Below are 13,251 nucleotides of genomic sequence, written 5' to 3' on the forward strand. Positions count from 1 at the left end.
CATGCCGTACGGCATGCGGCGGCGTTTGGGTGGGAGCCCTCCGCCCATTCGTCAACCCTCCGCCCGCGCCGCGTCCGGTCGGTCCGGGGCCGCGCGGGATGCCTTCACGTCGGACCGCAGGCCGAACGACCGCAAGGTCTCGCGATGCTTCTCGCATCCGCGGCACTGCCCGCAGGCATATTCCATGACGTGACAGGAGAATGTCGCACCGAGCGCCGAGGCGGGAAGGCCGGACGCCGCGAGAAGGGCCGGCCCGCTCAGGTGCCGTGCGGGCGCCACGACGCGCACCCCACCCTCCTGGAGCCGCATCAGTCGGTCGAGCGTCCGCAGGAATGGGGCGCGTCCGTCGGCGTGGACATCGGTCGCCACCGTTCCGATGAGGATCTCCGACAGGCCTTCCGCGACGAAGCGCATGCCTGCGAGGGTGACCAGGATCTGGTTGCGGTAGGGCCACCATTCGGGGGCACGCGCGAGCGCGGCGGGCTCCCCGCCGGCCAGGGGCCCGAGGCCAAGCCCGGACAGGTCGACCTGAAGCGTTTCGAGCCGCAGCCCGAACTCGGCCGCGATGGACGTCGCAGCCGCCCTTTCGCCCGCCGCCGGCCGCTGGCCGTAATCGACGAACAGGCAGGCGTCCGGCCTCTGCCACCAAGCGAGGGCGGTCGAATCGAGGCCGCCGGAAAACAGCAGAACCCTCATCGCAGCGAGGCCCACACGACCCGATAGAGGGCGGAGGCGAAATCGTCGACGACCTCGCAGCCGGTGCCGGCCAGCATGGTCAGGTGATGCTCGTCGAGGCGTTCGGCCAGCACGACCACTGGGATGCCGCGCGCCCGCGCATGTCCAACCTCGAAGATCGAGCCCGGGTCCGCCCCGTCGAGCAGGGCGAGCACGGCTTGGCAGCCGTCGAGCCCCGCGAGGTCGGCGGTGGCGAGGGCGACGGCGCCGCCCCCCGTGCCCACGTCGTGCAACGGCGAGAAGACAGACGCGCCGAGGGCGTGCAGCCGGTCCCGTGCCTCCTCGACGAGCCAGCGTTGGGCGATGTGGAAGAACGGGGCCGCGAGGTAGACGCGGCCGGGCTCCCCGCCCACGGGTGCGAGCGCCTGGTCGGCGAGGTCGGCGGCCGCGGGCAGCGGCAGCGAGCGCGTGTCGACGAAATGGTGGACCGCGCGCGACGCCAGGTCGGCCGCCGCCGCGGCGTCGAGGCCGCGCTCGCCCCAGTGATGCGCGAAGGCGGCGCTGAAGACGTCGCCCGAGCCGATCTTGAACACGCGGGCGGATCGATAAGCGGGCACCGCGACGGGGTCGCGACCAGGCCGGTGGACGGTCGCGCCCGAGCAGCCACGCTTGACCACGACCACGTCGGCCGCGTGCAGGGCGAGAACGGCCTCGCCTGCGGCCGGCCCCTCCTCGCCCGTCGCCCCCTCCGCCTCCCCCTCGTTCAGGACTACGGCCAGGGCCTCGGCCCGGGACCCGTTGGCGCGGAACGGGACAACGTCGTCGCCCTGCGGGTCGTGGACCGCCCGCTCCGCGGACACGACCGCGTCGCCCTCCACGAAGCCGAAACGCAGCACGACCCGCCCGTCGACCGAGAGGGCCGGGTGTCGCGTCGGCACGCCGGGCCGCAGCGTGGCCGGCGACAGGGCATGGAAGTAGCCGAAGCTGATCTCCTCGGCGATGGGCATTACCGTCGCCGTCACCCCGCAGGCGTGCATCGAGCTCTCGACGTCGCGGGCCCAGCCTGCGAAGGCATAGGTGTGAAGGCTGCTGCCCGGCGAGAGCTGCCCGACCGCCGCGGCGGCACGGCCGCCCGAACCGAACAGCCGGCGCCAGCGCGGGATCTCGCAGATCTCCAGGTAGGACCCTCCGGCGACGATCAACCCAGCACCGGTGCGATGGCGACGCGACAGAGGAGGCGGCCGACCTGCGTCACGGTCGCCGCGTAGCGGTGGTGGGTGCGCAGGCAACCGAGAAGTTCGTCGAGGCCTTCGACGTTCGCCAGCGTGCCGACCACCTGCCCGGCGGGGCGGGTACGGCACACGGCGGTCTCGAACGCACCCGCCCTGTGCAGCGCGACGTCCAGGACGTCGCCGATGCGCACGACGGCGACGACGTCGGCCCGGACCCCGGTCAGTTCGACGTCGTAACTGAGGTCGCAGGGCGAGCCCGTCGGCGCATTCCCGCCCTCCGATCCGGCGGTCGAGCTCGGCGCGCCCGGCCCTGCACCGGCCGGCGCGACCAGGCGACGGCCCGAACTTTTCTTGCTGCCCCCCGACATCCCGCTTGCCCGGCCACTGGTGAAGGAGACCTGATTTCTTATCGGCCTCCGCCGTCGCCGGTCAAACCGGTCCCCGGCCGATGTTGCGCATCGCCCGCCACATGACGGCATCGACCAGCGACGGCTTCGCGTCCAGGGCCACGCAGAACTGCAGGAAGCGCCGTTCGAGCGCCTCGTAGTCCCGCGGGAGGCGGATCGGCCGCTCGAACAGGCCGATCAGGAGGCCTGCACGGATGATGTGAATGTCGAGGATGGCGACCTCGTCCGAGCCCAGCCAGTTCCGGGTGACCCACGAGGCGGTCTTCGGACCGACGCCGGGCAGGCGCATCAGGTGGCGTCGGAAGGCCAGGGCGTCGCTCGACGGCGGAGGATCGGTCTCGATGAGCGTCAGCGCGTCGGCGAGCCTGCCCGCCCTCTGCTTCGGGAAGCGGTAGCGCACCGACCTTTCGCCGATGCGGACCGGCCTGCGCAGGAGGGCCTCGATCTCATCGGCCCCGGGACGACGGCCCGGCTCGAAGATCCCATCCGCGGCGAGCGCGCGATGGACCGCGTGGTTGACCTCGGCCGTGATGCCGTAGCCCCCGAGCAGACAGAAGCCGATCTCGTGGGCCAGGCTGACCTCCCGCCCCACGAACCCGTCGACCGGCTCGCTGGCCCGACCGACCATGAAAGCCCAGAACGCGGCACTCGGCACCCATTCCGGGCGCCCCCACCGCACCCCCGGCATCAATTCGGCCTCCGGGTCCGCGGGAATCGTCGCGACCGACCGCGTCCTCCCGGACGTCTGAGCCTGCATCCTGCGCGCCTTGATTATTCGTTATCATTCGATTTTATTGACTTCATGAGCGGAAGCAAGCGGGCGGCTGACGGCGGGGATGCGCATGCGCTGGCGATTGCCCTCGGTCGCGTGCGTCGAGAGCGCGGGCTTACGCAGGCTGCCCTTGCCAAGATCCTCGGCGCGAGCCAGGCGACCATATCGAAGCTATTGGCAGGGCAACATAAGCCTAGACCCGCGCTGCATCTCGCCGCGGTTCGGTTCATCGGTGCGCACCCGTCGGAGGATCCCGCGGCTTTCTCGAACCTGACGCTGCGCGTGGAGGCGGCTGCACGGCAGTCGGTCGCGTTCCGAGCGCTCCTGGAGGCCGCGGTGGCGCTCTTGAATGAAAACGAATAGCCGCGCCGGGCGGTGCGGCAAGGTCGGGAACCGTCGTTCTCGGCGCCGGATGGAACGTGCCCCGGGACCAGGCCGAGGCGGCGCGCCCGGGCGGCGGGACCCGGCGCCTCGATGACGAGCGCGGGTGCCGCCCCCCCCGGGCCTGGTCGCTCAAACGAATGCATCCACGGCGGGTAGGCCCCGGCATGATCGCGGCGCCCGGGCGCCGGCGGCGCTCGGCCCCTTCGGCGTGGGATGACAATGGTCCGGCGTGCGGATACGGCGTCGGCCGAGGTGTTTGCCGACTTCGAACGGATCGGCTCGCCCTCGGCCTGCCCGACGCGACGTCGCCCGGGCTACGCCATCGCCTTCCCATCGGCAGGAGCATTTGTCTCGGGGTGCCCCACGCCTTTCGCATGTTCAAGGCCATGACGGATCTCGGCTTCGCCCAGGGCGAGGCGCTCGCCGTCGGCGGATTGATGGAGATTTCCCGGCATCCCGATACCCGCTTCGACGGCGAGGCTTGCCTCGACCGGCTGTGCGAGGGAGGCTTCGCCGAAGAGGCCGCGGAGGCGGTGGCCAGCGCGTTGCGCCACTGCTTCCTGTCGGAGAAGGCCACCGCGCAGTACGAGCGGACCAAGCTGAAGACGGCGCTGGTTCGCGGCGGCATCGCCGCCGCGAAGGCGGACGCGTTCCTGACGACGCTGGAAGGTTCGGTCGTCACGCGCCGCACGGCCGAGGTCAGGCGGCCGGTTCCGCACGCTCCGAGCCCCGGCCGGGTCGTGATGTGCGATTTCACCTACCTCGTGAAGCCGGAGATGCAGAAGGAACGGCGGGCGATCGTCGTGTCCTCGCGCTCGGCCGGCGCCGCCGGGCGCTGCACGGTGGTGCCGGTGAGCAAGAGCCCGCCCCGGGAGAACAACACCCATCATTTCCGGTTCGAGCCGGGCACGTATCCCTTCTTCCACCAGACCGACCCGGTTTGGGCCGTCTGCGACCACATCTATACCGTTTCCCTGGTCCGGCTGTGGCAGGTCAACGTGAACCGCCGCCCGGCGCTGCCGTCCATCTCGCCCGCCGAGCTCGCCGGCATCCGAGCGCTCCTCGGAACCGTGCTGGGCCTCGATCATTGACCCGGCGAGGCGGATATGCGATATCCCTCTCACTCGCTGGAGGCGGGTCACACCGTCTTTTCAGCTGACCGAAGATGCTCGCCATCGGAGGTCGGGGTTTGCCCGCGGGTATTCCCCTCAAACGAAAGCTCCGCTCAGGCGGGGCTTTTTCGTTGGCGGTATGCGCCTCGAACGCACAAGGACCGCCGTACACCCACGCTGCGCTCCTTCCTGGCACACGTCACGGCCCGAGAGGCGAGAGCTTAAGCTTGGCGAGGGCCGGCCCTGCATCCGGGCGTCGGCGCCATCGGCCGACGCCGGCTAGGGCCGATCCGAGGCGGCACCCTGGCAGAACCGAACGAGGTCTGCAGGATCGACATCGTCGGATACGGCCCAGAACCAATCCAACAACTCGGGCAGCCACTGGCGACCGATGCAGCAGCGCGTGCGCCCGGGCCGACTCAGGTCGAGGCGCGACAGGGTGCCGGCCATGACCAAGCGCCGCTCTCGATGGACCAGGACGTGAAGTTCGGCACCGCTGCACGCGATCCGAACTCGGGTCTCCGGCGTGCCGACGACGAGGGCGATTTCATCGCCGCGCATCGAGTCCTTCGCTCCTAGGGAAGCGGTGCACTCGGCGAGGAACCGAACGAGCTTCGGGCCCGTGAGGCGGGCTTGGCGCGCCGGGAACCGTGCGACGAAGGGTGAGCGCTCGGAATGCGACCGGCGCGGCGGTACGAAGTTCCGCGGCGAGGTCTCGCCGGCGAACGCGCGCCATGGCGCAGCCAGTGCCTCCAGCACGGACAACCACTCTCCAACGAGGCAGTACCCGGTCGGCGGCGCCCCATCCCTCGCGGTCAAGGAGGCAACGAGCGTTCCCCGCACGATCAGGCGAAAGGCCCGCGCGCCCGCCGCGGTGACCAGGCCGCGGATGACCATGCCGGGAGCGATCTCGTGCTCGCTCATGGTTCCGTCGGCGGCCCGGCTGCGCGGCGGCGTCACGACCGAGAGCAGGGCGACGAGAGACAGGACGTGCAGGCGACGCGCGTCGCCGAACGAGGTGGTCATGTGCGCTCCGAGTCCATGTTTGCGTTGGATGGTCGAACGGGCGGTAGGCCGCGGGCTTGCCGGGTCTCGATCTCCGCCAGCGCCCTGCCTTCCTGCGCAGGGAGCCGATCTGCGAGGCGATGGATTCGCCTTGCCATGGGCGGGCGATCAGACCCGACCCGGCCCGGCGGGACCGGACCTGCCTTTGCTGCGGGGCCTCTTCGCCGACGGGCTGTAATGCGTCCCGTCGAAGTCGACCCAACCGGCCTTGCGAAGCCGCCGCATCGCGGCCAGGAGGGAATTGTCGCGCGCCTCGGTCCGCTCGCCCCCGTCCCAGTCCCTCAGCTGTCCGAGCAGCTCCCGGGATGTCAGGGGCTTGCCTGCGCGCTTGACGAGGTCGTACGCAGCGGCGCTCACCCCCTTGAGCGGGCGGGGGGACCTCTTGGGCCGAGGACCGGCTTGCGGTGCCGCGACCTCCTTGGCGCTTGGCGGCACCTGCTGCGCAGGCTCCGGGGATGGAGGCGGCGTGACAGCCTCGGCACCGCGCCCGATGGGCGCCGATGCCAGCCAGTTCGCCAAGGCAGGGGGCACGGCCGCCGTTCCGGACAGGAAGGCGTCGATGACGACGCGCTTGAGCACGGGTTCCGCGTGGAGCCGCCAGTATTCCTCAGCCCGCTCCGCCGCCCAATCCGAGTCGCCCATGGTGCCGCACCTCCGTTGCGCCACACTAACCTCCGACGGTTACACGTCCACATGGATATCTAAGCGGGGTTAGAGGCGACGCGATTTATCCACAGGGAGTTTCGCGTCACGGCGGAGGGATGGCCACGGCGGATTGCAGAGATCCTGGTGGACGTGGGTCGGCCGCCGACGTGGGGAAGGCGACAACGTACCCGACCGCTCCCGCGCTCGGCGACGGAACAGGCGCCCAGGTCGCGGACCAGGTCGCCGCCTGGGCGGCGGCGGTGAAGGGGCAAGGCGCCTTTCCAGCCGGACCTCGTCCTGGCCGGGGCGACCCGAAGCAGCTTCGGACGCGGCCTTGCCTTGACCGCTCCGTAGCGAGCTGAATCCATTGGCTCACCGTACGCAGTCCCATGGTCCGCGATGTTCCGCCCGTCCTCGATCTTCTTCGCAAACCGCAAGGTGCACGCCCTGCGCGCGCAACTCGCCAATGTCCGGCAGCCTATCGCCGAGGCGACCGCTCGACAGGTCGTCGCGCTGGCGTGGGGGTGGCAGTCCTGGAGCGAGTTGCTTTCGGCGCTTGAAACGCCCGGCACGCCCACGCCGCTCGACGAGGAACTCGTCGGCCCGGATGCCCGGGCCGGGGCCATGAGCCTCATCAACACGCGTATCGTGGGACAGCGCAGCAAGAGTTCAAGCTGCGCTCTCCAGACCGTCGTCGGCCTGCCGCCGCCAGTTTGCCTATCGCTGAGCGCCTTCCTGCGCCTGACCGGACGTCATCCCGTCGGCACTTGGCTGACACCTGAAGCATACCGTGAATTGTACGAAGCATCCGTCGCGCCGAGGCCGGATTGGGCCCTGGATCTCCTGGACCATAAGCGACGGTCGCGGGAGGTGCCGCAGCGGTTTCCGCTTCCGCCGGATCGACCACGCTGATCGAAGGACTCCGACGTACAGGTCACGTCGCCCGGGGGGGCAGCGGTTTCGGGCGGATCGGTCACGACTTGGATCAGGTGACCGGGCCATCGCCAGCCTTCCCCGAGCCGCGGATCGTGGCAAGCTGCCGAGATGGCCGGCCGGTCTGCCGGGTTCCGCTCGCGACCGACCGTATGGGCACGGCTCATGCGCTGCTAGACCCGTATCGACGCCTCGCTGGCTTGAGACCTGCGCATGCGTCGCCGACGAGGACGACGGCATCATCAGCGAAGCCAATATCGCGCGTGAGCGGCGGCGTCGCTGGGTGCCCTCGGCCTGTCGCTGATCGGCTGCGGACAGGAGACGGGCGCTGGCGGGCCGGCCGTGCGGGCGGATGACCGAAGTCGCGGTGTTCCACGTCGTGTGCATGGACGTGCGTCGCGCCCGCGGGGCGATGGCCCACGAGGGCGCTCGGGATCACACGGATGCTGCGCACTGGCTAATTCCAGTAAGCGCTCGGCCGCGGTGCTCCGATTGCTGCGGTTAGCAGACTTGAACACCACTCTAGCGACAAGGCGGCGGCAGCCATGCATGGCACGAAACTGCCGAGATGCCGTTCTTCGTTTCGGTTTCCGGGCCCGGGCGTAGGAGGCCAGTTATCTACTACAGGATCCTGAGGACACGTAACCACCCAAAATCAAAAAAATCGCGCATGTACAGATAGATATCGCAGAGAGCAGACATTTGGGCGACCGGCCTCCGCTGGCTCCCAAGCGGAGGCTCGGGAGCCAGCGGAGACCAGTCGCCCAATTTAGAGATGTCTGCCACAAATTGTTGAAAGATCAATGACATCGGGTGCTTTGCGCGGCCGCCAGAGGCCGACGTGGACGGGCCACTGCCGCCTGGATGTGGTGCCGAACCGGCCACCTTATGATGCTCAACCCGGTATTCCGGTGCCGGGCACCATTGTTCTGCACTGAAGCAACCTAGAGCGAAGAAGGGGGGCCGTTTCGAAGGCGGCCTTTCGGCTTGGCTGCTGACGCGAAGCACCTGTTCTTCGAAACCGCCTCGGCCTCGCCAGGGATGCCGACCGCTTCCGGTCGTGTGCCCCACAAGGCGCCTGCCAAACCGACGTTCGCGAGCGCGAGCACCGCCAGAAGGGCATAGGCCAAATCGGGGCCGCCGTAGGTGAGGACCGTGGCCCCCAGCGACGGAGCAAGAGCCTGGGCGATCAGGCTCGGCCGGGCGAGCCGCCCCGCCAGAACCGGGTAGCGTTCCGACCCGAACAGGGCGAGCGGCACCGTGCCTCTCGCGATCGAGTAGATCCCGTTGCCGGCACCGTAGAGCACCAAGGCGATGCCGACCGCAGGAATGCCCAATGCCAGGATTGCCAGCCCGAACGCCACGAGGGCCATGGCCACGTTTAGCGTCCAGAGCGGGTGGTGCCGCCCCTTATTGGCCATCTCGACAACGCGGGCTCCGACCTGGGACGGCCCGATCAGGGCGCCGTAGGATACGGCGGCGGCAAAGGCCACGCCGCGTGCCTGCAGCAAGGTAATCAGGTGGACCGAGATCAACGTCATCACGGTGCCGCCGAAAACCAGCACGCCGGCCATCAGCGCGAAGGCGCGCCGTTCCCGCGAGGTGAGCGGCGCCTCGCCAAGGTGTTTTACGTCCCCGCCGTTAGCCAAGGCAGGCGCCTCAGGGATCAGACCGAGCACCAGGGGAAGCGTGACGAAGAGGTGCAGCCCGGCATAGGCAAGACATGTCGAGCGCCAGCCGACCTGCTCGACGAGAAGGGCCGAGAGCGGCCAGCAGACGGTGCTGGCGAACCCACCCCATAGGGTCAGGGTGGTGATGGCCGGGCGCGCCTCGTCGCCGTAGAGCCGGCCGAGGGTGGCGAAGGCCGGGTCGTAGAGGCCGCAGCCCATCCCGAGCCCAATGACCAGCCAGCCGGACAGGAACACCGGAAGGTTCGGTGCCAGGCCGATCACCAAGTGGCCACCCGCTAGCAGCAAGGCCGCAGATACAAGGACCGGCCGACCCCCGTGCCGGTGGATGGCGATCCCGACCCGGGGCGAGGCGATTGCCGCGACCAGCAGGCCGACGGACAGCCCCCCGACCACCCAGGCGAGCGGCCAACCCGTGTCGGCGGCGATGGGCCCCGCGAGCACCGCCGGCAAGTAGAAGGACGAGCCCCAGGCGAGGATCTCCACCACGCCCAGGGCCGAGATGACGACGAGGCGGTTGTGGACCTCAGACCTCACGGGAGGCAGGCTTCAGCGCCGCTGCCTTGCCGGCCGCTCCACGCTCGTACCAGCCCTGCGAGCGGTTCACGATCCATACGACGGAAAGCATGACCGGGACCTCGATGAGGACGCCGACCACGGTGGCCAGCGCCGCGCCCGAGTTGAAGCCGAACAGGCTGATCGCGGCCGCCACCGCGAGCTCGAAGAAGTTCGAGGCGCCAATCAGTGCCGAGGGCCCGGCCACGCAGTGCTGCTCGCCCGCGGCGCGGTTCAGGATGTAGGCCAGTCCCGAGTTCAGGTAGACCTGGATGAGGATAGGTACCGCCAGGAGCGCTATCACCGCGGGCTGCGCCAGGATCTGCTCGCCCTGGAAGCCGAACAGCAGCACCAGGGTCGCGAGGAGCGCCACGAGCGAGGCCGGCCCGAGCTTGGCGAGCAGCCGGTCGAGCGCCGGCTGCCCGCCCGAGGCGAGGAGGGCGCGGCGCACGACCTGGGCGATGATCACCGGAACGACGATGTAGAGCACCACCGACAGCACCAGCGTGCCCCAGGGCACGGTGATGGCCGACAGGCCGAGCAGCAGGCCGACGAGGGGCGCGAAGGCCACCACCATGATGGTGTCGTTGAGCGCCACCTGGCTCAAAGTGAAGTGCGGCTCGCCGCGGGTCAGGTTCGACCAGACGAACACCATCGCCGTGCACGGCGCCGCCGCCAGGATGATGAGCCCGGCAATGTAGCTATCGACCTGGTCGGCAGGCAGGTAGGGCCGGAACAGGTAGCCGATAAACAGCCAACCGAGCGCCGCCATCGAGAAGGGCTTCACGGCCCAGTTGATGAACAGCGTCACGCCGATGCCGCGCCAGTGCCGCCCGACGTGGCGCAGCGAGGCGAAGTCGATCTTGAGCAGCATGGGGATGACCATGAGCCAGATCAGGACGGCGACCGGCAGGTTCACCTTGGCGACCTCAGCGTCGCCGACGGCGTGGAAGAAGCCGGGCATGACGTGGCCGAGGGCGATGCCGGCCACGATGCAGAGGGCGACCCAGAGGGTCAGGTAGCGTTCGAAGGTGCTCATGGTGTCCTCAAGCGGTGGCGACGCGGCGGCCGCGCTCGTCGACCACGCGCTCGCCGTCCTCCTTCACGAACTCCCCCTGCTGGGCGGGGAGGAGGTCCAGCACCGCCTCGGATGGGCGGCACAGGCGCACACCCTTGGGGCTGACGACCAGCGGGCGGTTGAGCAGGACGGGGTGCGCCTCGACCGCGTCGAGGAGTTGCTCGTCGGTCAGCGCCGGGTCGGCGAGGCCGAGCTCGGCGTAGGGCGTGCCCTTCTCGCGCAGGACATCCCGGACCGAGAGGCCCGCGCGGGCGAGCATCTGCTTGAGGAGCGCCCGGTTCGGTGGCGTCTTCAGGTACTCGACCACGTGCGGCTCGATGCCGGCGTTGCGGATCATCGCCAGGGTGTTGCGGGACGTGCCGCAGGCGGGGTTGTGGTAGATGACGACGTCCATCACGCGACCTCCGGGCGGGCCGAGGTCGCGCCGGCCATCTGGCCGATCTCGCGGACCTTCGACGACAGGGCGACCTGGTCGAGGCTGCCGAGCGGCAGGGCGACGAAGGCCGCGATCCGATTCTTGAGGTAGCGCTGGGCGGTGACGAAGGCGCGCTTGCGCTCCATCTCCGAGCCCTCCGCCGCGGCGGGGTCCTCGATGCCCCAGTGGGCCGTCACCGGCTGGCCCGGCCAGTACGGGCACGTCTCGCCGGCGGCGTTGTCACAGACGGTGAAGACGAAATCCATGACGGGGACTTCGGGACCGGCGAACTCGTCCCACGACTTCGAGCGCAGGCCCTCCGTCGGGTAGTCGCTTTCCCGCAGGACCTGCAGCGCCAGCGAGTGCGGCTCGCCCTTCGGTCGGCTGCCGGCCGAGAAGGCGCGGAAGCGCCCGCCGCCCTCCTTTTTGAGCATGGCCTCGGCCAGGATCGAGCGGGCCGAGTTGCCGGTGCAGAGGAACAGGACGTTGTAGACTGGCTCAGGCATGGAGGGTGTCCCCGGTGGTGCAGTCGCAGGCGGCGAGCGCGGCGACGGCCGGGGCGCACACCTCGGGGTGGCCCTGGCAGCAGTCACGCATGAGGAACTGGACGAGGTCGGACAGGCCGGCGTAGGCGGCGCTGTAGATGACCGACTTGCCCTCGCGCCGGGAGGTGATCAGCCCGGCGTGCGAGAGCTCCTTCAGGTGGAAGGACAGGTTGTTGCCGGCGACGTTCACCGTCTCGGCGAGGACGCCCGCGGCGAGGCCGCCCGGACCGGCGGTGACCAGGGCGCGCACGACCCGGAGCCTATGCTCCTGGCCGAGGGCGGCGAAGGCGGCGAGGGCTTGCCGTTCGTCCATCGAATGACCTACATATCAACTATCGTTGAAACATAGAGGAGTTAAGCGCCTTGGACAAGCCCCAGCAGCCGTTCGCCGACGGGGTGCCGAACCTCTCCGAGGCGCATTTCGAGGTGCCGACCGAGGAACGGATGGCGCCGCCGACGCCGCTCGACCATGCGCCTCGATTCCTCGTCCTCTACGGGTCGCTCCGGGATCGGTCCTTCAGCCGGTTCCTGGCCTACGAGGCGGCACGGCTGCTGGAGGCGATGGGCGGGGAGGTCCGCATATTCCACGCGGACGGGCTACCGCTGCCCGACGACGCGCCCGTCGAACATCCGAAGGTGCAGGAACTCCGGCAGCTCTCGATCTGGTCGGAGGGGCAGGTCTGGGTCAGCCCGGAGCGGCACGGCAACATGACCGGGGTGATGAAGGCCCAGGTCGACTGGCTGCCGCTGAGCGAGGGCTCGGTGCGCCCGACGCAGGGGCGGACGCTTGCGGTGATGCAGGTCTCGGGCGGATCGCAGAGTTTCAATGCGGTCAACAGCCTGCGGGTGCTGGGGCGCTGGATGCGGATGATCACCATCCCGAACCAGTCGTCGGTGCCGATGGCCTACAAGGAGTTCGATGACGCCGGCCGAATGAAGCCCGGGCCGCTCTACGACCGGGTGGTGGACGTCTGCGAGGAGCTGATGAAGTTCACTCTCCTGATGCGTGGACGGGCCGACTACCTCGTCGACCGCTACTCCGAGCGTAAGGAGCGCGAGCCCGAGCGCCTCAAGGGCGTCGCCGCCGACATCGGGTTCGTGCAGCGGTAGACGGACCGTTCCCCCGTGGAGCGAGCCTCGGTCCCGGCCTGCGGATTGCGCTGTCAGCCTCCCTTACGGGCGTAGCGGCCCTTGTCCCGCGGCTCGAAACACCGACGGTGGAAGACCCGCACATCCAACTGCCAAGGCTCCTAAGAGGACGGAGGCGCCGTGTGCAAGGAACCGCGGCGGCATCGACGCTTTCCGTTGGTACCCAGCGCAGCCGAGAGGTACCGGCTGCCTGGATCGAGTTTAGCCGCGAAAGTGATTGCATATGGATTGGTACGACCGCCGCGAACCATGGCAGGCCCAGGCCGACGACGCCCGCGATGGGGCCGCCACCGATTACAGCCGGGTCATCCACTCCGCGTCGTTCCGGCGTTTGCAGGGCAAGACGCAAATCCTGAACCTCGGCGACAGCGACTTCTACCGGACGAGGCTCACCCATTCGCTTGAGGTCGCGCAGATCGCCGGCGGGATCGCGCGGCGGTTCGAGAAGGTTTATGCCGACCATTCCGCCCGGCAATACATCCCGGACCTCAGCATGATCCAGGCCGTGGGCATGACCCACGACCTCGGCCACCCCCCGTTCGGCCACGGCGGCGAGGTCGCCCTGAATTTCTGCATGCGCGGTGCCGGCGGTTTCG

General features: G+C 69.4%; 16 protein-coding genes. 5 read left to right on the forward strand and 11 right to left on the reverse strand.

Annotation, left to right across the window (positions count from 1 at the left end; genetic code table 11):
- Positions 1–51: 51 nt before the first annotated feature.
- The 4 genes from MFF42_RS18635 to MFF42_RS18650 all read right to left on the reverse strand — a co-directional run bounded on the left by MFF42_RS18635 (position 52) and on the right by MFF42_RS18650 (position 3,002).
- Positions 52–696: a 7-cyano-7-deazaguanine synthase gene (locus MFF42_RS18635; protein WP_003604316.1), complete on the reverse strand. Its 645-nt coding sequence runs from the start codon at positions 694–696 to the stop codon at positions 52–54.
- The gene (locus tag MFF42_RS18640; protein WP_003604317.1) at positions 693–1,877 is read right to left on the reverse strand and encodes a nucleoside 2-deoxyribosyltransferase; all 1,185 of its coding nucleotides are present in this window, start codon (positions 1,875–1,877) and stop codon (positions 693–695) included. Before MFF42_RS18640 ends, MFF42_RS18635 begins: the two co-directional genes overlap by 4 nt.
- Positions 1,874–2,275 (reverse strand): hypothetical protein, encoded by a 402-nt coding sequence (locus MFF42_RS18645; RefSeq protein ID WP_003604318.1) that lies wholly within the window; start codon positions 2,273–2,275, stop codon positions 1,874–1,876. The genes MFF42_RS18640 and MFF42_RS18645 overlap by 4 nt, the downstream gene beginning before the upstream one ends.
- Positions 2,276–2,336: 61 nt before the next feature.
- Positions 2,337–3,002: an 8-oxoguanine DNA glycosylase gene (locus tag MFF42_RS18650; protein ID WP_012455859.1), complete on the reverse strand. Its 666-nt coding sequence runs from the start codon at positions 3,000–3,002 to the stop codon at positions 2,337–2,339.
- Positions 3,003–3,116: 114 nt separating this feature from the next.
- Here MFF42_RS18650 and MFF42_RS18655 point away from each other — a divergent pair, with 114 nt between their 5' ends.
- Both MFF42_RS18655 and MFF42_RS18660 read left to right on the forward strand, forming a co-directional pair.
- On the forward strand, positions 3,117–3,449 hold the full coding sequence (locus MFF42_RS18655) for a helix-turn-helix domain-containing protein (RefSeq protein WP_003604320.1): 333 nt from the start codon (positions 3,117–3,119) through the stop codon (positions 3,447–3,449).
- Positions 3,450–3,826: 377 nt separating this feature from the next.
- The gene (locus MFF42_RS18660; RefSeq protein ID WP_003596782.1) at positions 3,827–4,561 is read left to right on the forward strand and encodes a type II toxin-antitoxin system PemK/MazF family toxin; all 735 of its coding nucleotides are present in this window, start codon (positions 3,827–3,829) and stop codon (positions 4,559–4,561) included.
- A gap of 300 nt (positions 4,562–4,861) precedes the next feature.
- Here the strand turns inward: MFF42_RS18660 and MFF42_RS18665 are convergent, their stop codons facing one another.
- Positions 4,862–5,608 (reverse strand): hypothetical protein, encoded by a 747-nt coding sequence (locus MFF42_RS18665; protein ID WP_003596783.1) that lies wholly within the window; start codon positions 5,606–5,608, stop codon positions 4,862–4,864.
- A gap of 147 nt (positions 5,609–5,755) precedes the next feature.
- On the reverse strand, positions 5,756–6,289 hold the full coding sequence (locus MFF42_RS18670; RefSeq protein ID WP_003596784.1) for a hypothetical protein: 534 nt from the start codon (positions 6,287–6,289) through the stop codon (positions 5,756–5,758).
- Positions 6,290–6,691: 402 nt separating this feature from the next.
- Here MFF42_RS18670 and MFF42_RS18675 point away from each other — a divergent pair, with 402 nt between their 5' ends.
- On the forward strand, positions 6,692–7,204 hold the full coding sequence (locus tag MFF42_RS18675; protein ID WP_003596786.1) for a hypothetical protein: 513 nt from the start codon (positions 6,692–6,694) through the stop codon (positions 7,202–7,204).
- A 965-nt stretch (positions 7,205–8,169) separates the two neighbouring features.
- On the opposite strand, the gene MFF42_RS18680 is transcribed toward MFF42_RS18675, so the two are convergent.
- From MFF42_RS18680 to MFF42_RS18700, 5 genes are read right to left on the reverse strand one after another with little or no spacing between them, the layout of a single operon-like run.
- A complete protein-coding gene (locus MFF42_RS18680; RefSeq protein WP_003596788.1) occupies positions 8,170–9,450 on the reverse strand; it encodes an MFS transporter in 1,281 nt (426 codons plus the stop codon).
- Positions 9,440–10,507 (reverse strand): ACR3 family arsenite efflux transporter, encoded by a 1,068-nt coding sequence (gene arsB / locus MFF42_RS18685; protein ID WP_003596790.1) that lies wholly within the window; start codon positions 10,505–10,507, stop codon positions 9,440–9,442. The genes MFF42_RS18680 and arsB overlap by 11 nt, the downstream gene beginning before the upstream one ends.
- A 7-nt stretch (positions 10,508–10,514) precedes the next feature.
- Positions 10,515–10,940, reverse strand: a complete 426-nt coding sequence (gene arsC, locus MFF42_RS18690) for an arsenate reductase (glutaredoxin) (RefSeq protein WP_003596791.1) — start codon at positions 10,938–10,940, stop codon at positions 10,515–10,517.
- Positions 10,940–11,467 carry an arsenate reductase ArsC gene (locus tag MFF42_RS18695; protein ID WP_003596792.1) on the reverse strand — a complete coding sequence of 176 codons (528 nt, stop codon included), beginning with the start codon at positions 11,465–11,467 and terminating at the stop codon, positions 10,940–10,942. Before MFF42_RS18695 ends, arsC begins: the two co-directional genes overlap by 1 nt.
- Complete coding sequence (locus MFF42_RS18700) at positions 11,460–11,819, reverse strand: ArsR/SmtB family transcription factor (protein ID WP_003596793.1); 360 nt, start codon at positions 11,817–11,819, stop codon at positions 11,460–11,462. Before MFF42_RS18700 ends, MFF42_RS18695 begins: the two co-directional genes overlap by 8 nt.
- Positions 11,820–11,869: 50 nt before the next feature.
- Between MFF42_RS18700 and arsH the strand changes: the two genes are divergently transcribed.
- The gene (gene arsH / locus MFF42_RS18705; protein WP_017484361.1) at positions 11,870–12,616 is read left to right on the forward strand and encodes an arsenical resistance protein ArsH; all 747 of its coding nucleotides are present in this window, start codon (positions 11,870–11,872) and stop codon (positions 12,614–12,616) included.
- Between the two features lie 262 nt (positions 12,617–12,878).
- The coding region (locus MFF42_RS18710) for an HD domain-containing protein (protein ID WP_238257088.1) at positions 12,879–13,251 on the forward strand (373 nt) is incomplete at its 3' end.

The sequence above is a fragment of the Methylorubrum podarium genome (genome assembly GCF_022179745.1).
Taxonomy (GTDB): domain Bacteria; phylum Pseudomonadota; class Alphaproteobacteria; order Rhizobiales; family Beijerinckiaceae; genus Methylobacterium; species Methylobacterium podarium.

Excerpts from the sequence above, each read along its gene's own strand:
- arsC (WP_003596791.1), bottom strand. The coding sequence starts at position 10,940 with ATGGACGTCGTCATCTACCACAACCCCGCCTGCGGCACGTCCCGCAAC.
- MFF42_RS18700 (WP_003596793.1), bottom strand. The coding sequence starts at position 11,819 with ATGGACGAACGGCAAGCCCTCGCCGCCTTCGCCGCCCTCGGCCAGGAG.
- MFF42_RS18665 (WP_003596783.1), bottom strand. The coding sequence starts at position 5,608 with ATGACCACCTCGTTCGGCGACGCGCGTCGCCTGCACGTCCTGTCTCTC.
- MFF42_RS18650 (WP_012455859.1), bottom strand. The coding sequence starts at position 3,002 with ATGCCGGGGGTGCGGTGGGGGCGCCCGGAATGGGTGCCGAGTGCCGCG.
- MFF42_RS18675 (WP_003596786.1), top strand. The coding sequence starts at position 6,692 with ATGTTCCGCCCGTCCTCGATCTTCTTCGCAAACCGCAAGGTGCACGCC.
- MFF42_RS18695 (WP_003596792.1), bottom strand. The coding sequence starts at position 11,467 with ATGCCTGAGCCAGTCTACAACGTCCTGTTCCTCTGCACCGGCAACTCG.
- MFF42_RS18635 (WP_003604316.1), bottom strand. The coding sequence starts at position 696 with ATGAGGGTTCTGCTGTTTTCCGGCGGCCTCGATTCGACCGCCCTCGCT.
- MFF42_RS18655 (WP_003604320.1), top strand. The coding sequence starts at position 3,117 with ATGAGCGGAAGCAAGCGGGCGGCTGACGGCGGGGATGCGCATGCGCTG.
- arsB (WP_003596790.1), bottom strand. The coding sequence starts at position 10,507 with ATGAGCACCTTCGAACGCTACCTGACCCTCTGGGTCGCCCTCTGCATC.
- MFF42_RS18670 (WP_003596784.1), bottom strand. The coding sequence starts at position 6,289 with ATGGGCGACTCGGATTGGGCGGCGGAGCGGGCTGAGGAATACTGGCGG.
- MFF42_RS18645 (WP_003604318.1), bottom strand. The coding sequence starts at position 2,275 with ATGTCGGGGGGCAGCAAGAAAAGTTCGGGCCGTCGCCTGGTCGCGCCG.